The sequence below is a fragment of the Herbaspirillum huttiense genome, from assembly GCF_004367745.1.
In the GTDB taxonomy this organism is placed as follows: domain Bacteria; phylum Pseudomonadota; class Gammaproteobacteria; order Burkholderiales; family Burkholderiaceae_D; genus Herbaspirillum; species Herbaspirillum huttiense.
On the sequence record NZ_CP037993.1, the window covers coordinates 5,157,461 to 5,183,659 of the forward strand.

The window sequence follows — 26,199 nt, forward strand, 5'->3', positions numbered from 1 at the left end:
GTCGAGGTTAAAAACCCTGCATCAAATGATGCCTCCTCTGTTTTGAACGGCGGGGGAGCCGCAGGACACCCACATGACTGTACTTCTCTCCATAGAAAATGTATCAAAGAGTTTTGGGTCATTCCAGGTAACAAAGAATCTGACCTTTGATCTGAATGATGGCGAGGCCCTTGGAATTCTTGGGCCAAATGGAGCCGGCAAAACCACAATCTTCAACTTAATCTCGGGCGACTTGGCTGCAGACTCCGGGCGTATTGTCCTTGAGGACGTGGATATAACGAAGATGCGCCCGCACGCTCGATGCCGAAAGGGCATCGGGCGCTCTTATCAAATTGCATTGCCGTTTTCCGGTATGACGGTATTTGAGAACCTCCTGGTAGGGGCCTGCTTTGGAGGTGAAAAGCAGGGAGGTGAGGCAGAAGAGATCTGTATAGATGTATTAAGTCGTACAGCTTTGATGGATAAGGCAAATCGCTTGGCTGGAAGCTTGACCCTTCTGGACCGAAAACGGCTTGAACTCGCGCGCGCCTTGGCAACCCAGCCACGGGTTCTTTTGCTTGATGAGATTGCTGGTGGATTGACGGAGCGAGAGGCACACGCACTTGTGGAGATGATTAATCAGATTCGAGCTGAAGGCATATCCATCATCTGGATCGAGCATGTCGTACATGCTCTGATGGCAGTTGCCACTCGTTTGTTGGTTGTCAATTTCGGTGAAAAACTGGTCGAAGGTGAACCACGTGAGGTGATGGAGAGCGCGGCGGTACGGCGTGTTTATATGGGGCTAGAAGCATGACTTTGCTGACAACCAAAGGTTTAGAGGCCTTTTACGGGGATTTTCAAGCGCTGTTTGGGATTGACTTTGATGTGCGAGAAGGCGAATCGATTGCAATTATTGGCGCTAACGGCGCCGGCAAATCCACCTTTTTGAAGACCATTTGCGGACAATTGTCGGCTCCGCGGGATGCGGTGGTATTGGCAGGAGAGCCGATTGGCGGAAGAGCGCCAAATGATATCGTCAGTCGCGGGATCGCCATGGTGCCAGAAGGTCGGCGGCTGTTTAGCAGCCTTAGCGTCGAAGAGAATCTTGTGACTGGAACTTTTTCGGGGCGTCGAGGGAGTTGGAATCTTGAGCGCGTCTACGAGCTGTTTCCTGTGTTGAAGGAAAAGCGCCGTCAGCGCGGCACGACACTCTCGGGCGGGCAACAACAGATGGTGGCGATCGGGCGAGCGCTGATGGCCAACCCTCGCGTCCTTATCTGCGACGAGATATCACTGGGGCTAGCTCCGGTGGTGGTCAAAGACATTTACGACGCCTTCCCAAAGATCATGGAGGAGGGCCTATCCGTCATCATCGTCGAACAAGATATCGACACGGCATTACGAGTCTCCGATCGTGTCTACTGTTTCATGCACGGGCAGGTTTCGCTAGCAGGAAAGCCTGTTGATTTGCGTCGTGAACAGATATCCAACGCTTATTTCGGCATCTAACGGGGGCGCCATGTACAGTTTTTCTGAGTGGATGGACACGCTTGTCCAGGGGACGTTAACCGGTGGCTTGTATGCTTTGTTTGCCATCGGATTGTCATTGACGTATGGGGTAATGCGGTTGGTCAATATCGCACATGGTGATTTTATTATCTTAGCCGCATACATCGCGTTGGCCATCGGTGGCGCTACAGGGTTACATCCCTTTGCGACCTTACCGATCGTAGTTCTCGTCATGTTCGCGATAGGCTACTCTTTGCAGCGGATTGTTCTGAATCGAACGCTTGGTCAAGACATTCTTCCGCCTTTGCTGGTCACGTTCGGTATGTCGATTCTTGTTCAGAATGCCCTTTTAGAGGGATTCTCCGCTGATACAAATTCATTGCAGATCGGTGACTTTGGTACCGCTAGTGTTCAATTCAGCCATAATCTGATCATTGGCTTACTGCCACTCCTTATCTTTGTCAGCGCAGTAGTACTCACAGCGATGATCACTCTCCTGTTCAAGAAGACTACTCTTGGAATTGTGTTCAGGGCCGCATCCGATGATCAGCAAACAGCTCAATTGGTCGGGATTAAAAACCGCCACGCTTACGGATTGGCGATGGGGATTGCTTTCGCGTTAATGGCAGTGGGTGGTGTGTTTTTAGGAGCCAAGACGTCGTTCACACCGGATATGGGCCCCAGTTTCTTACTGTATGCCTTTGAGTCAGTTGTAATCGGTGGGCTGGGGTCGTTCTGGGGCACTTTTTTGGGCGCCATTTTGCTCGGGATTGCACAAGGGATTGGCTACAAATTCAATCCGGGATGGGGAATTCTGGCAGGTCATTTGCTCTTCCTTGTCGTCCTCTTGTTTAAGCCCACAGGTCTCTTTGCGAAGACACAATCATGATTCCAACAACCACCCTAAACTACACTGTCACGAGCAATACTAAGCCGCTGCAGTTAATCACATCGATTGCTCTTGTGTGCGGCATTCTTATTTCCCTACCTTTCTGGGCCGACCCGAGCACGTTGCGCCTTTTAGTGGAATTCATGTGCTATTTAGTGCTGGCGCAAATGTGGAATTTCTTGGCCGGGTATGGAGGCTTGCTCTCCATTGGGCAGCAAGCCTTTGTTGGAATTGGTGGCTACGCATTGTTCGTCGCAGCTAATCATGGACACATCAATCCATTTGTCTCGGTATTGTTAGGAGGCGTGGTTGCAGCATTGTTCGCAATTCCTACCTCAAAAGTGGTGTTTCGCCTCCATGGTGGTTATTTTGCTGTTTGCACCTGGGTAGTCGCTGAAGTATATCGGCTAGGAGTATCGAACGTGGCGCTCGTGGGGGGCGGGTCAGGGCAGAGTTTGACGGCAATGAGTGCAATACCAAAGTCTCTACGTGAGTCGACGACATATTGGATTGCCTGCGCTATGGCTATAGGCTCGGTGGCATTCATCTACGTTCTTTTACGTTCGCGCTTTGGCTTGGCGTTAACTGCCATTCGTGATAGCGAGGTCGCGTCTGAAAGCCAGGGCATCAATGTCGCACGCGTGAAGTTTTACGTTTACATATTGTCGGCATTTGGCTCCGGCCTCGCTGGAGCGTTGTACTACCTAAATGTGCTGCGTATCGCACCAGGATCCGCATTCGATCTTGCGTGGGGGGTATCCGCGATCTTTATTGTCGTGATCGGTGGCATTGGAACAATTGAAGGGCCAATTATCGGTGCAATCATCTTTTTTGCCATGCGAGAGCTACTGGCAGATTATGGTAGCTGGTATCTGATGCTCATGGGATTGCTTGCAATTGTAGTGATGTTGAAATGGCCGAAGGGAATTTGGGGAAGCCTGCAGCAGCGATACAACGTCAGTATTTTCCCCGTGCGTCGACATGTGGTGGCGAACAGTGAAAATACGCATGAGAAATGAGGATAGTAAAGCGAGCTTGCTGAGCGCGAGGTAGCGGATTCACCAAATAGTCTCGGGCTTCTGCTTCTTTGGCGGTGTCGCCGCGCTGGGACCAGGAAGGGATCGATGCATCAAGGAAACGGCCCTGTAGGGTCAGATTAAAGCAGTTCAAAAGCCATCTCCGATGCCGATCTATCGGTTTCAAGGGAGATGGCTTTGACAACTGTCAGTCAGGAATAGACTGGTCGAGATTAGCAGACATTCGGGAAGAACTTAACTGCATGTGGGATGCGCTCAAGGTTGAGCCAATCGGTATCGTCGCTTATCGTGACGGGGCATCTGTCACTGCCCACTTCACCGATATATCACTTCCGAACGGACTGAAGGAGGCGCTGATGCTCCATCCATGGCTTCGTACTGTTGATTTGCTCGCAGATTTGACCCTCTCCATTTGACCCACCTTCCACTCTCGTCCGAATGCCGCCACGCGGTCATAGGAGCCCTCGTAGCCGAGAGTTCTCAAGTCGAGAAACATCTGTTTAAGTGTTCTGCGTTGCTTGCGCGATTTCGCGGATTCCAACTTCCGCAGCAAGATGTTTGAGGACCCGCAGAGCAGCTACAAAAAGGGATTAGAAGCGCTTCCCGAGCTGAAAAAGGATGGCCTAGATGCCTTCGAGGTTGCCAGCGATAAGGACAGCCAGTGGGGGTAAAAAGGGCAATGGCGCCACGTTGACGCAAAATTATAATGCAGTATATTTGACTAGCAGGCTTGCTGAATTTGGAGAGTAACATGGACATACAAGAAGATATCGACCTCTCGATTGCCCTGAGAAAATTGCATCGGCTACAACTTGAGGAGGGCGATCTGGGGGCTTCTTACTGGCTGTCAATCTCAAACCTACTTAAGAGTGCGATGGAGTACCGAGAGAGGGCGCTTGAGGCTGAACGAAAACTGCGAAAAATTCGCCATCTTTGCGAATAATGGATCAACTTTTGTCCAATGAAGTTCTCATCGATTCAGACCGCATCTGGCTTACTCCGTACCTTAGCCGGGTCCGAATCCTCAAAACGCCCTTGAAGTCGTTTCGTGACCACGGCTGTGGCGGAGCAATGGCAGCATAGCTAATGAGCGCAGAGGGCTTTGCGCAGGAAGACTTATCTAACATCTCCCATCAAGGGTCAACCTGGTATCCCTACGTTTTCGTCCTTACTGTCATACGCGGGTTGGTCCTACCAAAGTCCTTCCATCAAAGCTCCCATCAGATTTCACTGTGAAATCTTCCGCGAAGACTCCACCTGATAGCAGGTTCGCGCAGAGTATCTAAAGCAGCGACCAAGCTCCCACTAGAATACCAATCTCTTGTCCGCAAGGCGCTTCCATTCCGCTAACATCTGACCTTCCGCAAATTCGTATACGTCTTCAATTGAAAAAGGTACTTCTCCCCTATTGTCCTGGCCCCTATCCTGGAGAGATCGTTGGCTCTTGGCTTTCTCGTCTTAAAGCTCACAATACTCAAGGTATTTGGGGCTCTCTTCTAACAGAATTCGGAGTACAGAACTACTCGTTCATCAGCGGTTTAGATCTTGCAGAGTACAGCCCACGAGTCAAAGCATTGTTGGAGTTTCTGGGTGTATCAAACACCGAAGCCTTGGCAGAACATTCGACCACTCCTTTCCACCTTGCGCTATGTTCAACACCCACTAAAGGTAGGTCCCGCCAATTGAATGCGCTACGGTACTACTGCCACATTTGTATGGAGCAGGATATCGACCTTTATGGGGAACCATATTGGCACACTGAGCACCAGATAAAAAACGTGAGAGTTTGCCGCAAGCACACCATCGCGCTGAGCATTAGCTGTCCAAACTGCAATCTCAAGGTGGGCTACAACCATTTGGATCTTCCGACGCCGCTGACTCATATCTGTCATTGCGGCACTGATCGACGAAATGAAAAAAGTAAAAGCATAAACAAAGATCATCTGTTACATCGTCTTTCGGTCTTTAGCTACGAAGCTTTGCAAGAACGGCACGTAGACTGGACTCAAGAGCAAGTTCTAGGGTATTTAAAATCAAGAATCAATCACCGGCGTCAATTGACCGAATTATTCGATCGTGACTGGCACTGTCACGATGAGATCAAAATGAATTGGTCGAGTACCGAGCCACTGAAGAAACTCAGCGCTCACGCAATCTCTGCAGCCCTCGTATCATGGGGGCTTGACTATCCAACGGCAACTGATGAATTTCGCCGATTTAATGTAGCCTCGTCTTCGAACGAGCCTGCACTCAGACTTACCCCTCACTACAAAATCAAGTCCTTGCAGTGTGCCAAAGATTCCATGATCGAGTTCAGAAGAAGGAACCCTCATCTGATTCCTTCTCACAACAAGCCCGCCTACGAATTTTTGCGGATTCACGACCCAAAGTGGCTTCTCACAATAGGGTCAAGGATCACCGAAATTCCGTCTATCGAATCAGATCGCGCGAAGATACTCTCTGCCTTTAATAATGGCAAAAACCCTCACGGCGCCACCGAATTCTTCCGCGCTCAGTTTCGAGACTCTACCTGGTATAAAAAGATAATGTATGAGAGAAAAGTCAGAACAAGTTCCCAGCGGTCTGAAAGAATGAAAGCGGTAAGCGCATCCGTGTCTAATGAACGTATTGCCCTTATCGAATCTGCTATAGCAACCTATGTTGAAAGTAGTTTTCCTCCGCGAAAAATCACGGCGGAAAATATATCCTTATTGACCGGGCTGACGAATGCTCAAATCGGCATAGTGATGAAGAGAAATGCGGCCCTTCAAGAAGCTCGAGACAATGCAAACATAAAATTGACGGAGCGCCATATCGTCCGCGTATTCGATGCACTATCAGATGAGAAGACAGATTTCTCCGTTACTTCGTTAGCGGCTAAATGCGGAATTTTCAGCAATCCCGCGAACCTAAATTACATAATTACGGTGCTGAAAAATCACGGAAGGGCTTGCAAATACCACTCGAAAAAGTTCGAGAATATTGCTAGCTAGCGGCGGGATTTTCGCAGAATTATGAGGGGCTGTGCTCGATAACCTAGACAATGTTCTCGTTTCCAAGCTCCCTCATTCCGGCCAATCTCTGAATCCTCCAACCGACTATTGGCAAGCCCACGGAACGCAGATGGGCCACGGCTCGCGCGGAGCGGTACCTTTGAAACTGAAATATCGACTCCTGAAGTCGATCTTCGAGCAAAGTGAACATCGGCAAATTTTCTCGGTTCGCTCGAATCATTGCGTCGTCTAAGTGACGTCTCAATGCTGCTCTTGTGACTCGCCCCCGACTCTGATCTTTTAGCATCACCTGGAGATTAAGCTTAGCCTTTCCGCAGAGCTCCCTATCTCGCCGAGCCCAGTCTACTCGGCCATTAGCTATATGAGCATGCCTATAGCTCTTGTTATGAGAAATCAACCAACCTCTGTCATCTCGATATAGCCAAGCATAGAGATCAGGTCTGGTCGACCTTATCACACTAATTTCTTGAGCCGCTTTCAGCAAAGCCATCCACTCTTCGCGCTTCTTCTGCCGCACCTGATTTCTATCGACTGCCGCTAACTCAGACAATTCTCGTTTCGCTACTGCTCTAAGCCGATATACTGATGACGTTGATAGTCCTCTCTTTTCAGCAATTTCCGCAGCCGTTGCCCCACTTTTTAGTTCACAGAGGATGGCATTTCTCAGAGCCGAGGAAATTTTCTTAGGTCGTTGAGCGACAGCGCTACCGCGGATCAATCTATGCTGCACAATAGTATTGATTGCGACGCCTAACTTTGCGGCAACGGAGCGGCACGACAAAGACTCGTCATCATCCAGGTCCTGAAACCCTTTTTTTTCGATACTGCTTGAGTGGCTTTTTGATTTCTCCTTTTCCGTTTCATCTCCATTTATCACTAAGGCGACTTCGTCCACGAATGACTGCCAACTCCCCCAGAGAATATCTATCAAAAGAAGGTGCATTATTGGATGCAACGAACGCTCCGGCCGAAAGAGCAAGTCCCTTATCCATCTCATGGGATTATTCTCCGTTGCAAGCAAGCGTTCCCTGAACGCGATGCCTTCGAAATCATCATAACGCTCGCAAATCGCACGCCCCAAAGAGGGAATAGATGGGCTGCCGTCGTTCTTAAGATAGCCTTTTCTTTGAGCCTGACGGAGATACAGTTTGGCGCGAACCTGTGCGGGAATAGATGGCACTCCGGCATGCAACGCTGCAACTCCAAAAATGGTCATGCGGAGTTGGCCCGAAGTAGGACGCATATAAATCTCCTCGTGACAATAACGAGGAGGCATGACAATAAACCCCCGGTGGGATTGTTCTGTCGGATTAACGGACGATTTGAGCAGAATGGCATGCTTATGGCAGCACAAAGCGCTTGGAACATTGTGCGACCTATGCCAGATTCCATAGCCCCAATTCGCGCGTTCCAATTCAAGACATATCGGACAATATTTTAGCGGTGCCGAAGCACGAAACCTGTTTGCGACTCGCCCGAGAAAAAGCTTCAGTCCGTTTCCATTCCCTTCCATTCGCCGAACCACCGACTCGTGGACTGGAACGTCGACAAACGGACGGTGGTAGGGATATAAGGTGCCCTGCTCGATTGTTGCGCCGATGCTTTCAAAAGGGAAATTTTCTCCTAACAAGCTAACGAGCGCGCGAAGTCTGCATGGTAGATCAGGACTGATGAGGGCATTTCTATTGCCGTATATCAGCCCCATAAAATCCTTAGGATTGCAATAGGCGTTAAGTTCGCCAAGTCTACCTACCCAAGAATACAAGAGCTCGTCATTATGGAGGACTGGTGAGTAGCATAGGTTTGGCATAGCCACCTCATTCGTCTAGCAATAGCGGATCTTCTTCAGAGAGTTCCACATTTCCTGTATCAATTTTCTTCACACTCCTTATCCTTTTCCTGGCGTTCGCACTATCCTCTATTTCTGCGAACTCCTTCACTGGACGATGCGCTTTCGGTTTCTCATCCACTACGCCAAACAGGCTTCGCAGTTCTTTGTACTTTGCAGAAATGAACAAGTCGTCAAATTCGACCATCTCAGAGGCCTTCTGACTCAAAAGGCTTCGAATGGCCGGTCGCAAGAAAAGTAGATCAGTATTTGCAACAGTATCAAAAGAGACCTCATCAACAAGTTCGCGGCCGCCGATCTCATTCCGCTGTGCCAGCATGAACGCCAACTTAGCGAATGCAGTGTTCCCAGCTGAAGCGTTGAACCATGCAGTGAGTATCTCGCTAGTTAGAGGATTTTTGTTTTTTACGTAGGTGTATTCCCAAAGGGTCTCGCAAAACTGCTGCCAGGTGGGGCTACCTTTCTTCATAGCACTAATATACGTCTCCCCCAAGGTGGTCATCTTGCGTGCGTTTCCCAAGTTGCCTTGGATAACTTTGTCAATCGCAGGTGTGGAAATCAATAAGATACTCACACCAGACCACTCCATCAGTTCTCCAATGAGATTCTTGACGTGCTCAGCATGCCGTCCTTGCGCCGACCTCAAGTTTTGAAATTCATCAATCACAATCAGAGAAAGTGATGTGGCCGTCACCACCTTCTGCATCAGCAACGTCATCGTGCTGATCGTGCCCACTGCCCTCGCTTCCTTTAGATAGTTCGTTCCCAGAAGCCTATCAATTTCCTGGAAGAATTGAAAACACAAGCCTTTTAAGGAACCATCATGAGGCACTCGCAACTTGATGTACACCAGTTGAAGGTGTCGCAAATCTACTCCTTTGTACTCTTTATGCTGAATGAGCTGCGGGCAAAAGCTCAAATATCTGTCGATGAACGTTGATTTCCCTGCTCCACTATTTGCCACCATCAAATGACTCTTCGCTGTGCTACGCCATTCCTGCGGCAAGAACATTCGATCTTTCTCCAGATCCTTCTCGGTGGCAACAGCCATGGCGTGTCGGCGACGTACGTCCAAGATAGTCATTGGGTTTCTAGACTTTAGGCTTTCGCGGATCATCATCGACGTTGCGAGTGCTACATTGGCATACTGCTCAAACGGATAGATGACGTCGCCCAATGTTTCTAATTCGACCAACCGAACTATCTCGCCAGCACTCCGCATCTTCTTAGGTGGAGGATCTGGGTAATTTGACACAAGAACTGCGAAGTCCAGCTTTGACTCAGGCATTGGAGGCAGAGCTTCGATAAATGGATTTCCCTTATATCGCGTGGTACCTGTATCGGTATAAACCGCCGATTGAGGCTCATACATTGGAAGCTGCTGCTTATACAAAGGCGTGTTCATTTCTTTTCTCTCATCTTTGCCACCAACTCAAGGTGAGCCGCTTCAGTTTTCCTCTTTTGCTTAAGCCATTCTGGCTCATCATCACTATCAAATGAATTAGTAGAGTGCCGCTCTCGCCCCATCAGCAGCTCCTTCTGTTGCTCTGTCTCCGACTTACGCGCAGCTTGAGTGCGTTCCCGATCAGACCTCTCAGCTCTCTTAGGTGCGCTCTGACGCAGCTCTGTACGAGAGGCTCTCTGACGTATCCCGTCGATTTGATCAATATTGCTCTGGTGGCTACTCATTGCCCATCGCAGCTTCGTCTCATGTTCCATCGCGTCTTCTTCATCTAAGGTCATCAGGCCCAGCGTATCGGCACCGTTGGCTGAGATTCCAAACTCAGCCCGATCGCCGCGCTTGCTAGATACATAGACGGACTGCGGATACGTTCTATCGACCCGAATTGAGACCTTCTTGGCGCGAGCGCCGGAATCACGCACCAACGCATGTGCTAAATCGTTGCTCGGATGGTACGTATTCCTTTTGTAAGTTATCTTCCCATGCGACATTGTCGCGGTATCGGGACTCAGGAAAATCTGTGCAAGCTCTTCCTCAGAGTAGGGAAAGACACCCTTGGATGCCTTATTTTTTATACCCCAGAGATACGCTTGCTGTGGCGTGGGAGCTATCCCAGCTTGTGTTAGCTCCCGATAATTCTTAAGGGTGGTATGTGGGGTGTTGTTATATTCGATTACTATCTGAACCAATTCTCGGTAAGCTTCCGACAACGACGTAAGAGGTGCACTTTCTGCTTTCTCTTTTGCCCGCTTCGTCACGGGATTCATCGGACGCTCCGCGTACACGCCGGACATACCTCGCTCCAACATTTTCTGCTTCATTGTTCTGATGAAGCGTTCAACGATGGCTTTTCCATCTGGGCAAAGCGGCGGGAGGTTGGTTAGCTTAATTCGAAGGTCAGTGGATAACGACTGCTCGATGGCATTTGATAGGAATTCCGAGCCTCGGTCGGCGACGATACGGATCGGCACCCGTCCAACTGGCCAACGTTCATCATCGACATTACACCGCATTGCCTTGAAGCGACTATTCCGAGAAGTAAATCCGATAAGAAGCGCGTAACGGAGCTCTTCGTATGAGGCTGGGCGGAGAGAAATATAAACCGAGACAACATAGCGGCTCCATCGATCAATCAAGAGATAAATATTCGGCCTATCCACCAAAATTGGAGGATTATTGCCAGCCAAGAGATGCAATCGCCCCCCTGTGGCGTCGATTTCATAGATATCACCAGGCGCATTGGCAGTAAGCGCACCTCGGTACCCAGATTCTCTAGTTCTTGTGACTAGGTTTTCTGACAATGCGCTATCTAATTCTGCATACTTGGTCAGGTAGTAGTAGTACTGCCGCTCCGTTACTGGAAGATCAATCTCTTTGTTTATATATTGCTGGTATACCTTCTTATTTCTTCGTGCAAATTCATTGGCGAGATAGCTCTTCCATGCCTGCTTATAACCGGTCTTTGCGTTACGCAACTGCCGCCTCAAACTTGAGACCATGTCAGCAATATCTGCCTCACTAACAATGAACTTATTTTCACCAAGGATCTGTGTTCGAATTGACTTTCGCCCACGGCGCTTTGCAGGAGCCTTTTCTTGAGTGTATTCACCGGCCCCATCTGCACGCGAACCAGGCTTCACGCCCCGAAGAAACGGGACCAGTGCATTTTTTGTACCGCCAAAATAGTAATAGCGTAAAACAAGCCGCTTTACTGTGTCATAACTGACATCCTTCGCTTGACTACGAGCTCTTATCAGTGCCGAGAAATTAGCTGCGCGTAAGTTATCCCTCTGTTCAAATGAATTTAACACGGGCTCAATAAGATTCCAGCTGGACTCCACTTGATCAGATTGCCTAGACCCAGCCAACGGCTGCGCAATCAGCTCCGTCGGCATGGCTATACGTCCCCATCGTGCACCAGGTCGATCGCCTAGACTCACGAAGTCCCGCAAGCTATATCTGGCAGGTCGATTTGCGTATCGCACATCGATCACCTCCTTGATGCGCATAACGTAGATTACGCTACCGAAAACATGAGTTACACGTAAGTACTGCGTACCCTCACTCGTTGGCAACTCAAGTACTTGCCAACGTGCGAAGCCAATTTCGTTTGGTCGAAAGTCCGGCATAAATAATCACTTCTTTAAAATCAACGGGCGGTCGTAGCCAATCTTTTCGGACAATGAAACTTTGATGTCCCTTCGCCAGAGGGCATACCGAAACATGTTGTCAGCGTGTCCCTCTGAAACTCGCAATACCTGGACGCAACGCGCCATAATTTCATCTAATCTCAGACCCTGGTCGTAGTATCTTGAAAATACCGCCACGAACTGCCGAAGTTCCTTTTCATCTGGCTCGTATCGATTCGAGAACCATTCACGCATGAAGCTGAGGTTCGCAATTATCAACGTCGTTTTCCCCGCTGAATAAAATCCATCTGTTCTTATGAGATCCCAGCGGAGATTCTTTGACTGACACCATAGAGACTCCACAAGTAAACGCTTTCGAACTTTGGGTTTCCGAGCATCGGCCGGACTCTTGACACTTTTTGCCTCGTAGCGCCGCTCACCGTCGACGTCAAACGTGACCAGGAAGTCGAGCGTAAAAGGCACAGGGGCACCTTCTTCGTATCTGTGATGCTCTCCAACTTCTTCGCAGATAGCTAGAGTCTGATCAATATCCAAAATCGGCCACTGTTCTCGTATATCAATGACGCCTGGTCGGCGTTCGAGCATCATTAAGTAAATAAGCTCAAGATCGGAAAGGACATGATGAAGTCGCGGTATTACGATCCCCTGGACAGTCGACGCATTGCCAGCAGAACCAAAGTCACGCTTTTGTACCCATGGCTGGTACTCATCGAAACTGCCCATCCCCCTCCCTTTTCTGATCTTGTTATGTAGATAGGCGGGATATCTTGAGAGGTCAGAGCTCCATTTCATGCCACGATTCTAACTTGTTTGCAAGTTTAAGCCATAATAATAGTAGTGAAATCAACGCTGCGCCGCGCAATATAGCCTGTACTAATATATAAAAGTCCCTATGTTAAAGAACTGTCTGTCGAACAGATATTCGACGCGTTTATAACTTATTACGGTGGACTCCCTCTTCCGCTCCAACCGTTTGGAGTGAACCGCTCGGGCTGGACCAAGGCTGGGTATGAAATGAAACGCTTTTCGTACCTTCTTAGGATGAGCGACATCATGGTGTCACGGGGTCCCTATCAGGCGCATAGCCCGCATTTCAAGATGCAGATCTACAGCGACATTCGCGGCGGCAAGCTGGGGCGACACGAGGCGCTCATTACCCATAACTTGTCGCCAACCTCATGCAGATGTGGCTAGGGTAGTTTGATCGCGGTGAGCTGGATGCAGAAAAGGCTGCTGCGTCGTCGGTCGCAGAGTACAAGGGGCATATTGCCGCATTAGAACGGAAGATAAGCCAACTTGATGAAGCTGATCTCCTTGAAAAAACGCCACGGCTACTGCTCGTCCGCAATGGCCAAAATTCATTGATCATCAGCGACCCCAAGCCTGCGGCATCCGAGGAGGATGCCAAATGACAGATGTACCGCGTAGCACTTCCGCCTATCAGCCCAAGGTGGCTACGGTGGTACTCGCTGATACTGAGCTAGCCTGGCTGATAGAAGACATCCGCGATGCCTTCCCAGGCTAAGGCTATTGTCGAATCACGTTGGAATTTCTACTTTTATGCCACTTGCAGAAATTTTACGGATTTCATTTTCGCATTTCTTATGCCGACCATCACGCACTTTACCTCGGCACGACTTATCACTTGACGGCGTCTCCGTAATGTAATGGCCGCTTCCTTACCTACGTCATCATTGTCTAAAAGCGTGGCCGTCTTATGCTTAATGTCGGCTATGGCGCCATAGCTACGGCCGGCGCCTTGCAGATCAATACAGAGATGGGCGCCTTCGCCGGCCTGGACATGGGGGATGAATGGGATATTGACCGCACTCTTGGCGCCCCTCCTGTTTCCCGTTTTCCTGCCCTAGAGCAACAGGCCCCGCCGCTCCTGATGCGGGGCTTTGCAAACACCACCGTGAAGATATTGTGTTTCGACGGCGCGTTGGCAGACGGCAATCGAAGGAAAAGAAGGGCAGGTCACGCTCGCCTGTCATGAAAGTCCAGGATGATGGACGATATTGCTTGTCGTCAAAACAAAATAGCTCATCGTGCGCTTAAGTTCATCGGCCTGATGCTCCAATGATTTCGCTGCGGCGGCAGCTTCTTCCACCAGTGCCGCATTCTGCTGGGTGACACTGTCCATCTGCACCACTGCATCGTTTACTTGATGAATCCCCTCAGCCTGTTCGCGGCTGGCCGAGCTGATCTCGCTCATAAGGGCATTGGCGCTCTCGACACTGCTGACGATTTGGCCCATCGTACTGCCAGCACGTTCTACCAGTGCACTGCCAGCGCCGACCTTCTCGACAGAATCACCGATAAGCTCCTTGACTTCTTTTGCTGCAGCCGCAGATCGCTGGGCCAACGCCCGAACTTCAGAGGCGACTACGGCAAAGCCTCTTCCTTGCTCCCCTGCCCGAGCCGCTTCCACGGCGGCATTCAGCGCCAAGATGTTGGTCTGAAACGCGATGCCATCGATCACGCTGATGATATCTTCGATCTTCCGGGACGAGGCGTTGATATTGTTCATCGTCGCGATAAGGTCGCTCATGATGCTGCCGCCTTCACGCGCGACCACCGCTGCGGAGCTAACCAGCTTATCAGCGCGTTGAGCGTTCTCCGCATTGGCCCGTACGCTGGCGGTAAGTTGTTCTACGGATGCAGCAGTTTCCTCCAGCGCTCCGGCCTGTTCCTCCGTACGGTTAGAAAGATCAAGATTGCCAGTGGCAATTTCACCCGTGGCTACTGCGATATTGTCGGCACCGTGCCTGACGCTTGCGACCACGCCATGCAAGCGTTCGCTCATCGTCTGCAATGATGTTACCAGCTGGCCTAACTCATCCTTGCTGGCCGCCCCAGCTTTCACGGTCAAGTTGCCTTCAGCCACGCGTTTGGAGATAATCAGTGCCACTGCTATCGGTGCAGTAATACTTTGCGTGAGCACAATGGAAAACGCTACGCCGCAAACAAGAATGAACATCTCCAACACCAATATCTGATTGCGGCTGGAGACGGCCAGCTCCTGGATCTGGTTTGAGATTTCGTCCATACGTGATTTTTCAAAATCCAACAGGGCGGCCATGCCCTCTCTTGTGTTCTTCGCTACCTTGACATATTCGTCAGCGTAGAGCTTGTCGACTTTTTCTCGGTCGCCTTGTTTTTTGGCGTCGTAGATGCGATTCCGTACCGCCAGGAACTCCTTTCGCTGCTGCGTGATGGCATCGAAAAGCTTTTTCTCATCATCCAGGATCATCAGCTTCTCTACGTCTGCGACGATCTGTGCGGATTCCTTGCTTGATGAGGCCGCTTCCTGTGACAGAAACGCGTCCAGTTCCGAATCGTGACTCTTGACTACGGTCGTTGTTCGCTGGATAGCGATCAGCAGGGACGTGTTCAGCTTTGAAACTAGTCGCTCCGTACGCAACGGGCCCTCCATCATTGCTTGCGTTTGCTGTGCAAGATTATTGAGACGCCAGATCCCCACCAAGGCGACCAGCATCGAAAACGCCAACACCACGGCAAATCCAACTCCGAGTCTCGAACCAATCTTGATATTTTTCACCCTCTTCCCCTTTTTTTTGACGAATCTCTATTGCTACACGAATTAACCAGTTATTGGCGCTTTAAGTACATATTGTTTACCGGGGAATCGCTATGGCAACTCAAAAGATCATCAGAGTTGATATAGGACAGGAGAGGGGGGGCTGGGATTTCCCAGTCTGGAAAACAGTCAGTGACGGCTCACATGCTGGTGAGCCTTGAGATCATTGTTTGCTATGGGTCTGCGCCACTTTGTCTCATACACTTGTTCACGTTGCCTGATATCGATAATGTGTTCAGTTCACGGCAGGTCCTCCGATATCGCAGTCTTGCGCTTAGACTAGCGGGACTAAGGCATGGCTGCTCGACACTGGCGCTTGCTCTTCAAACGCATTCCGTAAAACGATCAGACTTCCGAATGATTTCACAATTTCGTCATTTGCGCGACTTTACCAAGCCTAAAATACACAGATCGTCATAAACCGTTGCGCTGTCGCCATGGGAAGACAGCAACGCAATTCGTTATCTTGTGTGTTCAATACGAATGACGTCGCTTAGTGCTTCACCATACGCGCACGATTGCATTTGCTCGTCGGCTGCGTTTCACTTTCCGCTCATGCCCGCCCTGTCACAAGTGGCGCGTTCGATGAGGAACGGCGTAAGGAAGTCAACGAACGCGGCAGCCGCCGGCGTCAGAGCCCGCGTACTGGGCAGATACAGCGACATTTCACGAATTACTTCCGGTTCTTCGATGCGGCGCATGACCAGTCCGAAGGCATGTGCCAGCACACCCACGTAGGCCGGGCAGAGCGTAACAGCGAGATCGGCGGCAGCAAGGCCCAGCGCGGTTGATAGATGCGTCACCGTGTAGCTGGGCATGAAATGCTGCTCGGGAGGCAAGGCAATCAATGCCTTGGCGACATGGGTGGCATAGTCGTGGCTGGCTAGCACGCTAGGCTGTCTGGCCAGCACGGCCCAGGTGATCTTCTTGCGACGTGCCAGCGGATTGCTGGCGGCACACCATAATACCCAGGGCGTCTCGTACAGGCTGATGCGACGGACACTCTCGCCCGTGGCGCGATCAGGGCCGATTGCGATATCCACGTGGTCGCTATCGACCGCATCCACCAGTTCCTCCACGGCGCAATCTACCACTCGCACTTGCACGCGCGGCTTGATCTTGCGGTAGGCGGCGATGGCCTGCGGCATGAGCGCGCTGGCCACGAACAGCGGCGCGGCCACGCGGACCACCCCGGTGGTCTTGTTTTTGACGTCCATCGCGGTCTGCATGGCCTGGTTCATCTCTCGCAGCACACGTTCGGCCGAGGGGCGGAAATCGCGCCCGGCCTTGGAGAGCGATACTCGCCGAGTAGTGCGGTCAAACAGCGAGAAGCCAACCTCCTGCTCCATCTCCTTGATGACCAAGCTCACCGCACCCGGGGTCAGATGCAGGCGCTTGGCTGCCAGGTTGAAGCTCTCAGTATCGGCGACCGTAAGGAATGCGCGTAACTGCTTGATGGTCAGGTTCATTGCATGCAGGGCAATACTAATTGCCCCTCATTATTGAGGAAAATCAAATAATAAGCGAAAAGAACTCGCTTGTTGCCATGCCGGGTGCTTACTACCATTGCGATCACTAAGCCAATAGAGCCAGGCAGGAGACGAGGTGAGCGAGGACTACAGCAGTAACAATGTACACGCCTTACGGGCAGATGATCCATTCGATGGCACCTCATTTATCGCCCGACTGCATGAACGTATTCGCAACACCGTCCGTCTTGGCGGTCAGCTGCGCATCGAGGGTAAAGGCACGCGTAGCGATGCACATTGCCCAACTTCGGGTGAGCCGCTGTCGCTGCGGGATTGGCAAGGCATCGTCCAGTACGAACCGGATGACCAGGTGATCACGGTGCGCACCGGTACCCCGGTGGTCGAGGTGCAGCGGGTACTGGCGCTGCAGAGACAGATGCTCGGTTTCGAGCCACCGCAGCAGGCGGGATCTACCATCGGCGGTGCGGTGGCGCTGGGCTGGTCCGGCCCGCGCCGCCCCTTTGCCGGTGCCCTACGCGATCATCTGCTGGGCGTACGCATGCTTGATGGCTTGGGACGCGACCTGCGCTTCGGCGGGCAGGTCGTCAAGAATGTGGCGGGTTTCGATGTTGCACGTCTGATGGCGGGCAGCCTTGGCTTGCTCGGTCCCTTGCTGGAAGTGTCGCTGCGTGTGATTCCGTGCCCCGCAGTGGAAATTACGACGGTGCTGGCGCTGGACGCTGTCGACTCCTTGGCCCTGATGCAACGCCTTCCTACCGGTCCCGGATTGCTGAGCGGCGCGGTCCACGTCGATGGCTGCCTCTATCTGCGCAGCGCCGGCTCGCCCGAATGTGTCGAGGCTTTCCTGCGCCGCCACGGCGGCACGTTGCTGGAGCAACAAAGCTCCGAAGCGTTCTGGCGAGGCTTCGCGCATCAGACGCATCCCTTTTTCGTCCCTCTGGAATCCGATCATGGCCACCCAATGCGGCTATGGCGTGTCTCGGTGCGACCTGGGTCTCCGGTTATGGACATCGCTCCGGCCACTTCCATCGACTGGGCCGGTGCAGTGCGCTGGGTGTGGGCGCCAATGAGTGCGTACCCTGCACTGAAACAGTGGGCAACTGCTCACGGCGGCCACGTTGCCCTGTGGCGTCATGGCACGCGCCAGGAGCAAGAAACCGTCCTGCAGGCCTCGATGACTCCGGCACTGCGGGATATACATCGCCGCATCAAGCAAGTCTTCGATCCCCACGGCATTTTCCATCCCGGGCGCCTGTTTGCGTCCTGCTGAACCACGTCATTACAGGAAAGCCCATGCGCGTCGAATTCGATCAATGGATGAAAGCCAGCAGCGCAGCACCGGATGCCCAACGCATCATCGAGTCCTGCGTACATTGCGGTATTTGCACCTCGGTCTGCCCCACCTACGATCTGCTGGACCACGAACTGGACAGCCCGCGCGGACGTATCTATCTGATCCGCGACATGCTGCAGGGCGCGCCCGTGAGTGTGCGCACCCGCGATCACCTGGACCGTTGTCTGACCTGCCGTGCCTGCGAATCGGCCTGCCCCTCTGGTGTGCAATACGGTCAGTTGATCGACATCGGCCGCGAGGAAGTCGAGCGCCGTGTCCCGCGCAGTCTGGCCGAACGCATCAAGCGCACACTGCTGCGCCGTGCACTGCAAAGCCACCGCTTGCTGCGCATGACGCTGCATGCGGCGTGGGCAATGCGCGGCATGATGCCGGCGGGGTTGCGCAAACGCCTCCCTGTGCCCCCTGCGTCCCTCGCTGCGCAATCAGCTACGCAGCCGGCCAGCCAGCACGCCCGTCGCGTGCTGACCCTGCACGGTTGTGTACAGGGGACGGTGGCGCCGGGATATGACCAGGCGCTGGCCCGGATCCTTGATCATTTCGGCGTGACGTTGGTCACGGCGAAGGGAACTGGCTGTTGCGGCGCCATCAGTCAGCATCTGGGCGCACCCGATGAAGCCAAACAAGCCATGCGCCGCAATATCGATGCCTGGTGGCCGCTGCTGGAGGCTGGGGCCGAAGCTATCGTGCTGACGTCGAGCGGCTGCGGCAGCATGATCGAGGACTATGGGCATCTGCTCAAGGATGATCCCCTATATGCCGTCAAGGCCAAACACATCAGTGCTCTGCTGCGTGATCCGGTGGAACTGGTCGGTAACCTGTGGAGCACCAGCAACTTGCCGCTGGCGCCGCTATCGCCTGGCCAAGAACAACTGGTATTTCATCCGCCGTGCAGCCTGCAACATGGCATGCGCCTCAAAGGCCGGGTCGAGTTGCTGCTGCAGCGCGCCGGCTATCAGCTTGCTCCGGTCGCAGATAGCCATCTCTGCTGCGGTTCGGCCGGGACTTATTCCCTGCTGCAACCGGTGTTGGCCGCGCAACTGGGGCAGCGCAAGCTCGAGAAACTGATGGCCGGCAAGCCGCAGGCGATTGCCTCGGCCAATGTGGGCTGCATCATGCATCTGCAGAAAGAGAGCCCGGTGCCCGTGCGGCACTGGCTGGAGATCCTGGCCGAGCGCCTGCCAGCAAGGGACCAACCATGAATCCCTCTGCATTCTTTGCTGCGCTGCGCGCCATCGTCGGCGAGTCATGGCTGCTGGCCGATGCCGAATCGGTGGCCCCCTATGAGTGCGATGCGCTGTTCCATTTGCAGCAACGACCGCTGGCCGTGGTGCTGCCGGCCGATGAACAGCAGGTCGCGGCGGTGGTGGCATTGTGTGCCGCCGAAGGGGTTCCCATCGTGCCGCGCGGCGCCGGCACCAGCCTGTCCGGCGGTGCCACGCCGGTGGCAGCAGGCATAGTGATGGCGCTCAACCGGCTCCGCCGCATCCGCATCGACGCGGGCGCACGGCAGGCACTGGCCCAGCCAGGAGTGCGCAACATCGTGGTGACGCAGCAATCTGCTGGCGACGGGCTATTCTTTGCACCTGATCCCTCCAGCCAGATGGCGTCCACCATTGGCGGCAACGTGGCGGAGAATGCCGGTGGCGTGCATTGCGTGAAATACGGTTTGACCGTACACAACCTGGTGGGCTTGCGTCTGGTAACTGGCGAGGGGCAGGTCCTGGCACTGGGCGAAGGCAGCCTGGATCAGCCTGGCCTGGATCTGCTGGCGCTGCTGTGCGGTTCCGAAGGGCTGCTGGGGCTGGTCACGGATACGCGGCTGCGGCTGCTTCCAAAGCCGCGCGCTGTGCGCGTACTGCTGGGCTTCTTCCCGGCCATCGAGGCGGCTTGCGATGCGGTGTCGCGCATCATCGCAGAGGGGATCACTCCGGCCGGCCTGGAGATCATGGATCAGGCGTCCCTGCAGGCGGCGCATCGGTTCTCTCCCGCCCTGGGCCTGCGCATCGATGCGGCCGGCGCACTGCTGTGCGAACTGGATGGCGAGCCGGAAGAGATCGAAGAGGCCACCCGTCGCATCCACGCCATCTTCCAGGCGCTTGCCGTCATGGAAGTGCGCCAGGCCGATGACGAAGCGCAGCGCGCCCAATTATGGGCCGCACGCAAGAATGTGCTGCCGGCTCTGCTGCGCAGCGCCAGCGATCTGTACGTCGCCGATTGCACCGTGCCCCGCCGCGCATTGAGCCGCGTGCTGGCCCGCGTGATGGCACTGTCGGAAGAATATGGCATCGCGGTGGCCCAGAGTTTCCATGCAGGGGATGGCAACCTGCACCCGGTCCTGTTCTACGACAGCGCCGTCGCTGGGGAAGAAGAGCGCGCATTGCGCTTGGCCGACGCCATCCTGCAAGCGGTGCTGGCCGAGGGCGGCACCGTCAGTGGCGAGCACGGCATCGGTACCGAAAAATTGCATGGCATGTGCTGGCAATTCTCTGCCGATGAGCTCGATCTGTTCGCGCGCCTGCGTCAGGTCTTTGATCCACACGGATTGTTCAATCCCGGCAAGGCCATTCCCACGCTGCATCGCTGCGCCGAGTTCGGTGCCATGCAGATCAGCCGGGATGCCATGCCCTTTGCCGACCTGCCACGTTTTTAACGACCAACCTCTGATGGGAGAACCCAAGCATGTCTGACCTCTTCGATAACCCCATGGGCCTGTGCGGATTCGAGTTTGTGGAATTCGCCTCGCCCCGCCCCGGTGTGCTGGAACCCCTGTTCGAAAAGCTGGGGTTCACGGAAGTGGCACGCCATCGTTCCAAGGATGTCTCGCTGTATCGCCAGGGCGGCATCAACTTCATCATCAATCGCGAGAGCGGCAGCCAGGCCGGCTATTTCGCCGCCGAACACGGTCCTTCGGCCTGCGGGCTGGCCTTCCGCGTACGCGATTCGCATCATGCCTATCGCCGTGCATTGGAACTGGGCGCGCAGCCAATGGATATCCCCACCGGACCGATGGAACTGCGCTTGCCCGCCATTCGCGGTATCGGCGGCGCGCCGCTGTACCTGATTGATCGCTTCGAGGATGGCAAGTCCATCTATGATGTTGACTTCGAGTTCCTGCCAGGGGTGGAGCGGCATCCGCGCGGGCATGGTTTCTCCGTGGTGGATCACCTTACCCACAATGTCTATCGCGGCCGCATGGCCTACTGGGCGGACTTCTACGGCAAGCTGTTCAATTTCCAGGAGATCCGCTACTTCGACATCCAGGGCGAATACACCGGCCTGACCTCCAAGGCCATGACCGCACCGGATGGACTCATCCGCATCCCGCTCAATGAAGAAGCCCGCCAGGGCGGTGGCCAGATCGAGGAATTCCTGATGCAGTTCAACGGCGAAGGCATCCAGCACATCGCCCTGCTGACCGACAACCTGCTGGATTCCATCGACCAGTTGCAGTTGGCCGGCGTTCCGCTCCTGACCTCACCCAACGGGCTCTACTACGACAACCTGGAAAAGCGCCTGCCTGGCCACGGCCAGCCGGTCGATGCGTTGCAGGCGCGTGGCATCCTGCTCGATGGCACTACCGAAGGCGGCCAACCACGCCTGCTGCTGCAGATCTTTTCGGAGCCGCTGCTGGGACCGGTGTTCTTCGAGTTCATCGAGCGCAAGGGCAATTACCGCGAGGGCTTCGGCGAAGGCAATTTCAAGGCACTGTTCGAATCGCTGGAACGCGACCAGATCCAGCGTGGCGTATTGACCACCGAATCGTGATACCAACAACAATATAAATAATTTATAACAGAGAGGACGCGCCATCCGGGATCAACGGTGCGGCGCGTTAGTTAACAGGAGACCCGCGTGAACACCATCGCATCCGGACTGGCCGCTACTGCCGCTGAAGACTTCGAAAACCGTACCTATGCCAGGGTGACCTGGCGCATCATTCCTTTCCTTTTCCTGTGCTACGTGGTGGCCTATCTGGACCGCGTCAACGTGGGCTTCGCCAAGCTGCAGATGCTCAACAGTCTGCAGTGGAGCGACAGCATCTACGGTCTGGGGGCAGGACTGTTCTTTGTTGGCTACTTTCTCTTCGAAGTACCCAGCAACCTGCTGCTGTACCGCTATGGCGCACGCCGCTGGATCGCCCGCATCATGATCAGCTGGGCACTTCTCTCCGGCCTCACCGCGTTCGTGACTACACCGACCGCTTTCTACGTCGTACGTTTCCTGCTGGGTGTGGCCGAGGCGGGTTTCTTCCCCGGCATCATCCTCTACCTGACCTACTGGTATCCGGCCCATCGGCGCGGCAAGATCACGGCGCTGTTCATGACCGCCATCCCCATCTCGGGCGTGGTGGGAGGCCCGCTGTCGGGCTGGATCCTGAGCAGCTTCGGCGGTCACGCTGGCTGGGCAGGGTGGCAGTGGCTGTTCGTACTGGAAGCGATACCGTCCTTTCTGGTCGGAGTGATGGTGCTGTTCTATCTTGATGACAGCATCCAGTCCGCACGTTGGCTCGATGACAAGCAAAAAGCCCTTTTGCAGGACAATATCCAGAACGACGCCGCGGGCAAGCTCAATCAGTCGATTCGAGCCACCTTTGCCAACGGCAAGGTCTGGATCATGTGCGCTATCTACTTTGCCTGCGCCATGGGCAATTACGGCATCAGCTTCTGGTTGCCTTCACTGATCCAGGGGGCCGGCGTCAAAAATCTGCTATCCGTGGGACTGCTGTCGGCCATTCCGTTTGCGATCGGTGCGGTCTCGATGGTACTGTTCGCCCGCAGTGCCGACCGTCGCCTTGAACGTCGCTGGCACCTGGCTGTGGCGATGGTGGTAGGTGCCGTCGGCTTGGGCCTGAGTGCGCTCTTCGGTAGCGAGGCGATGCTGGCCATCGCCGCGCTATCCTTCGCTTCGGCCGGCATCATGTCGCTGGCACCGCTGTTCTGGAGCCTGCCGACGGCCTTCCTGGGCGGTGCCGCCGCTGCTGCCGGCATCGCACTGATCAATTCAGTGGCCAACCTGGCCGGCTTCGTCAGCCCATTCCTGATCGGCTGGATCAAGGATCAGACTCATAGCACAAGTATCGGCTTGTATGTGCTCTCAGGGGTACTGACGGCAGGCGCCGTGATAGTGATCGCGGCCGTCCCTGCGCGACTGGTCAACAAGTAGCCCACACTTCATCAACGAACCATCAAGAGGACAGACATGCAGGCAGGACGCCGACGATTCATGACACAGGGAGCCGGCTTGACCGCATGGGGAGCCTGTGCGCTGCTGACGGCCCGCGCCGGCAAGGCGCAAGAACTGGCACAGACGCGACGCGCCGTGACAGTGGAGGCTCCCGCTGGTGCAGTGCGGGGGGCAGTTGACGGAACGGTACGGGTGTTCAAGGGGATTCCCTATGCGCTGCCGCCTGTCGGTCCCTTGCGTTTTCGCCCCCCGCAGCCCCATCCTGGATTCCAGCAGACCCACAATGCGTTTGCGTTCGGACCGGCACCGATGCAGCCCGAACGGATCCAGGCCGGGACTGGACTCAACTTCCTGGGCGACGCCCGGCAGTCCGAGGACTGTCTGTATCTCAACATATGGGCACCCGATACACCGGGACCGCATCCGGTGTTCGTCTGGATCTACGGCGGCAGCAATATTTACGGCGCTACCAGCCAGCCGATCTACGATGGAACGCAATTCGCCAAGGACGGTGTAGTCTGCGTGACCATCGGCTACCGTGTCGGTGCATTGGGTTTCCTTGAGCTGGGTGAGTTGCTCGGCGAAGACTATCGCGGCTGCGGCAACAATGCCTTGCGCGACCAGGTACTGGCATTGCAATGGGTGCAGAAAAATATCGCTGCTTTCGGTGGCGACCCACAGCGCATCACCCTGGGCGGGGAATCTGCCGGCGGCAAGAACGTCTCGACACTACTGACCTTGCCCGCTGCCCGCGGCCTGTTCCAGCAGGCCATCATCGAGAGCGGAGGCGCGCTCACCACGCATGCACTGTCGGAGGCGCACAAGGTGGCGCAGTTGTTTGCGCAGCAGATACAGCCGCATGCAAGCGCAGAGGAGTTACGCCGCCAACTTCTCGCTTTGCCGGCCGATCAGTTGATCAAGGCTCAGATTGCCACTACCAACGCCTACACACGCAATTTCGCGTTCCGAACGGTAATCGATGGCAGCTATGTTCCACGCTCGCCACAACAGAGTCTGGCACTGGGCGAAGCACGCCACCTGCGTTTGCTGATCGGTAGCAACCATGATGAAGCGCTGATCTTCTTCCGTCCGGAATTGCTGGAGGCCTATCGCCGTGGAGACCCGGATACCGCCCCCATCGCAGCGCACGAGATGGCGCAGCTCGACGAGGCTTCCATCGAGGCCATGAGCCAACGCTACCGAGTTGCTTTCCCGCAGCAGCATCCGTTCCTGCACCGTGTTCAGCTCTTGACGGCCGAGGAATACTGGATTCCTATGGTACGGTTGGCTGAAGCGCATGCCCGTAGCGGTGGTGAAAGCTATATGTATCGTTACGACCAGGCATCGGCCGAGGCGCCTTTTGAAGGATTCGCAGTCCATGCCTCAGAGCTGCCGATGGTCTGGATGAATTTCCATGAACCCTTCCTGTCAATGCTGTACCGCGAGACACCCGAATTGACCAGGTTCGCCAGAGTCGTGCATGAGAGCTGGATCGCCTTCATGCGCGAGGGAAAACCGGTTCATCCAGCATTGCCTATCTGGCCTCGGTTCCAATTGAACCAACGTCCAACCATGATTCTAGCGGCGGGCGAAGAGCGCATCCAGAACGACCCGGCCGGCGATCAGAGGCATCTATGGGAGGGAGTGCTTTAGATCGAGAATTCGCCGCCCTCGCTGGTTCGGCTCAGCAGCTCCAGAAGACTTTGGTTTTCATACTGCATGGTTTGCGATAGTTCGACGGCCAGAAACTCGATGAACGCGCGCACAGCTGGGACGAGCCCACGCCGAGAGGGGAAGACTGCATGTAGCTGGTGAGTGGGGGCCCGGTATCGCGGTTGGATGATCTGTAATTCACCTCGCACAATGGCTTGGTGGGCGACATTGAATGGTAGTACAGCCAAGCCAGCGCCGCCGATCGCCGCAGCCATCATCAGATGTACGTCGTCCGTCACCAAGGCCGATGCATAGTTGACTTCGGTCGTGGCATTTTCAGGTCCGAGCAGGCGCCAGCGCGTGGGTTCACCCGGCATGCCGCCGGGTCCCAGCCCGCGCTGTCCTTGGAGCGATTCGATTGTTGGGAAAGGGCCATGTGAAGAAATAAAGTTAGGGCTGGCGACCAAGATCTGATGACTGACCCCAAAGGTTCGTACGACGAGATTAGAGTCTTCGAGCGTGCTTCGTACACGCAGGGCAACGTCGAAACCTTCGCCAATCACGTCTACCCGCCGGTTGCTCAGTTCCAATTCGAGACGCACATCTGGGTGAGTGGTGAGAAAACGGGCCAATAAAGGTGCAAGAAAGATGTGGGAGACACCCATAGGTGAACTCACTCTCAGCCGACCGGCCGGGCGAGCGCTCGCATGCTCAGTGACCTCCACCGCAGCTCGCGCTGCGTTGGTCATGGCCTCGCAATGAGTGAAGAATATGGAGCCCACCTCTGTCACTCGCACCACTCGGGTCGAGCGTTGCAATAGTCTCACTCCAAGCCGCTGTTCCAGTTCTGCTACACGGCGGCTGATTCGAGACTTGGGTGTGTTGAGCGCCCGCGCTGCAGCGGAAAAGCTACCGTGGATTACTACGGCGGCAAAAAGGGCCAGATCGTTGAGGTCTTCCATAACCCGCATCACGAAAGGGAAAAACCTGATTATATAGATTGCATTGTCCCGCACATGGAACAA

General features: G+C 54.3%; 20 protein-coding genes and 1 pseudogene. 13 read left to right on the forward strand and 8 right to left on the reverse strand.

Annotated features, from left to right (window positions below; translation table 11 throughout):
* Window positions 1-73 precede the first annotated feature (73 nt).
* The 7 genes from E2K99_RS23035 to E2K99_RS23065 all read left to right on the forward strand — a co-directional run bounded on the left by E2K99_RS23035 (window position 74) and on the right by E2K99_RS23065 (window position 6,410).
* Window positions 74-796 (forward strand): ABC transporter ATP-binding protein, encoded by a 723-nt coding sequence (locus E2K99_RS23035; protein WP_134223688.1) that lies wholly within the window; start codon window positions 74-76, stop codon window positions 794-796.
* Complete coding sequence (locus E2K99_RS23040; protein WP_134223689.1) at window positions 793-1,491, forward strand: ABC transporter ATP-binding protein; 699 nt, start codon at window positions 793-795, stop codon at window positions 1,489-1,491. Before E2K99_RS23035 ends, E2K99_RS23040 begins: the two co-directional genes overlap by 4 nt.
* A 10-nt stretch (window positions 1,492-1,501) precedes the next feature.
* Entirely contained in the window at window positions 1,502-2,380 is an 879-nt protein-coding gene (locus tag E2K99_RS23045; RefSeq protein ID WP_134223690.1) for a branched-chain amino acid ABC transporter permease, read from the forward strand.
* Window positions 2,377-3,399, forward strand: a complete 1,023-nt coding sequence (locus tag E2K99_RS23050; RefSeq protein ID WP_134223691.1) for a branched-chain amino acid ABC transporter permease — start codon at window positions 2,377-2,379, stop codon at window positions 3,397-3,399. Before E2K99_RS23045 ends, E2K99_RS23050 begins: the two co-directional genes overlap by 4 nt.
* A 260-nt stretch (window positions 3,400-3,659) precedes the next feature.
* On the forward strand, window positions 3,660-3,833 hold the full coding sequence (locus E2K99_RS25625; RefSeq protein ID WP_166675015.1) for a hypothetical protein: 174 nt from the start codon (window positions 3,660-3,662) through the stop codon (window positions 3,831-3,833).
* 335 nt (window positions 3,834-4,168) lie between these two features.
* Window positions 4,169-4,360 (forward strand): hypothetical protein, encoded by a 192-nt coding sequence (locus E2K99_RS23060; RefSeq protein WP_134223693.1) that lies wholly within the window; start codon window positions 4,169-4,171, stop codon window positions 4,358-4,360.
* A 442-nt stretch (window positions 4,361-4,802) separates the two neighbouring features.
* Window positions 4,803-6,410, forward strand: coding sequence for a TniQ family protein (locus tag E2K99_RS23065; RefSeq protein ID WP_166675101.1), 1,608 nt, complete (start codon window positions 4,803-4,805; stop codon window positions 6,408-6,410).
* Window positions 6,411-6,453: 43 nt separating this feature from the next.
* On the opposite strand, the gene E2K99_RS23070 is transcribed toward E2K99_RS23065, so the two are convergent.
* The 7 genes and pseudogenes from E2K99_RS23070 to E2K99_RS23100 all read right to left on the reverse strand — a co-directional run bounded on the left by E2K99_RS23070 (window position 6,454) and on the right by E2K99_RS23100 (window position 16,962).
* On the reverse strand, window positions 6,454-7,674 hold the full coding sequence (locus tag E2K99_RS23070) for a TnsD family Tn7-like transposition protein (RefSeq protein ID WP_240733800.1): 1,221 nt from the start codon (window positions 7,672-7,674) through the stop codon (window positions 6,454-6,456).
* Between the two features lie 93 nt (window positions 7,675-7,767).
* Window positions 7,768-8,241: pseudogene (locus tag E2K99_RS26245) on the reverse strand (TniQ family protein); the annotation flags it as partial.
* A 7-nt stretch (window positions 8,242-8,248) separates the two neighbouring features.
* Window positions 8,249-9,685: an ATP-binding protein gene (locus tag E2K99_RS23075; protein ID WP_134223696.1), complete on the reverse strand. Its 1,437-nt coding sequence runs from the start codon at window positions 9,683-9,685 to the stop codon at window positions 8,249-8,251.
* Window positions 9,682-11,637: a DDE-type integrase/transposase/recombinase gene (locus E2K99_RS23080; protein WP_166675103.1), complete on the reverse strand. Its 1,956-nt coding sequence runs from the start codon at window positions 11,635-11,637 to the stop codon at window positions 9,682-9,684. The genes E2K99_RS23075 and E2K99_RS23080 overlap by 4 nt, the downstream gene beginning before the upstream one ends.
* Before the next feature lie 240 nt (window positions 11,638-11,877).
* On the reverse strand, window positions 11,878-12,684 hold the full coding sequence (locus E2K99_RS23085) for a TnsA endonuclease N-terminal domain-containing protein (RefSeq protein ID WP_134223698.1): 807 nt from the start codon (window positions 12,682-12,684) through the stop codon (window positions 11,878-11,880).
* 1,198 nt (window positions 12,685-13,882) lie between these two features.
* Complete coding sequence (locus tag E2K99_RS23095) at window positions 13,883-15,454, reverse strand: methyl-accepting chemotaxis protein (RefSeq protein ID WP_134223699.1); 1,572 nt, start codon at window positions 15,452-15,454, stop codon at window positions 13,883-13,885.
* A 581-nt stretch (window positions 15,455-16,035) separates the two neighbouring features.
* On the reverse strand, window positions 16,036-16,962 hold the full coding sequence (locus E2K99_RS23100) for a LysR family transcriptional regulator (protein WP_134223700.1): 927 nt from the start codon (window positions 16,960-16,962) through the stop codon (window positions 16,036-16,038).
* A gap of 136 nt (window positions 16,963-17,098) precedes the next feature.
* On the opposite strand from E2K99_RS23100, the gene glcE reads away from it, so the two are divergent.
* From glcE to E2K99_RS23130, 6 genes are all read left to right on the forward strand, one after another.
* The gene (gene glcE / locus E2K99_RS23105) at window positions 17,099-18,253 is read left to right on the forward strand and encodes a glycolate oxidase subunit GlcE (RefSeq protein ID WP_134223701.1); all 1,155 of its coding nucleotides are present in this window, start codon (window positions 17,099-17,101) and stop codon (window positions 18,251-18,253) included.
* A gap of 23 nt (window positions 18,254-18,276) precedes the next feature.
* Window positions 18,277-19,536, forward strand: coding sequence for a glycolate oxidase subunit GlcF (gene glcF, locus E2K99_RS23110; RefSeq protein WP_134223702.1), 1,260 nt, complete (start codon window positions 18,277-18,279; stop codon window positions 19,534-19,536).
* Window positions 19,533-20,987 carry an FAD-linked oxidase C-terminal domain-containing protein gene (locus E2K99_RS23115; protein ID WP_134223703.1) on the forward strand — a complete coding sequence of 485 codons (1,455 nt, stop codon included), beginning with the start codon at window positions 19,533-19,535 and terminating at the stop codon, window positions 20,985-20,987. The genes glcF and E2K99_RS23115 overlap by 4 nt, the downstream gene beginning before the upstream one ends.
* 29 nt (window positions 20,988-21,016) lie before the next feature.
* Window positions 21,017-22,102: a 4-hydroxyphenylpyruvate dioxygenase gene (hppD, locus tag E2K99_RS23120; RefSeq protein ID WP_134223704.1), complete on the forward strand. Its 1,086-nt coding sequence runs from the start codon at window positions 21,017-21,019 to the stop codon at window positions 22,100-22,102.
* Between the two features lie 87 nt (window positions 22,103-22,189).
* Window positions 22,190-23,500 carry an MFS transporter gene (locus E2K99_RS23125; RefSeq protein ID WP_134223705.1) on the forward strand — a complete coding sequence of 437 codons (1,311 nt, stop codon included), beginning with the start codon at window positions 22,190-22,192 and terminating at the stop codon, window positions 23,498-23,500.
* A 78-nt stretch (window positions 23,501-23,578) separates the two neighbouring features.
* Entirely contained in the window at window positions 23,579-25,174 is a 1,596-nt protein-coding gene (locus E2K99_RS23130) for a carboxylesterase/lipase family protein (RefSeq protein ID WP_166675104.1), read from the forward strand.
* Here E2K99_RS23130 and E2K99_RS23135 read toward each other — a convergent pair.
* The gene (locus tag E2K99_RS23135; RefSeq protein WP_134223707.1) at window positions 25,171-26,136 is read right to left on the reverse strand and encodes a LysR substrate-binding domain-containing protein; all 966 of its coding nucleotides are present in this window, start codon (window positions 26,134-26,136) and stop codon (window positions 25,171-25,173) included. The two genes, E2K99_RS23130 and E2K99_RS23135, sit on opposite strands and share 4 nt — an antisense overlap.
* Window positions 26,137-26,199: the final 63 nt, after the last annotated feature.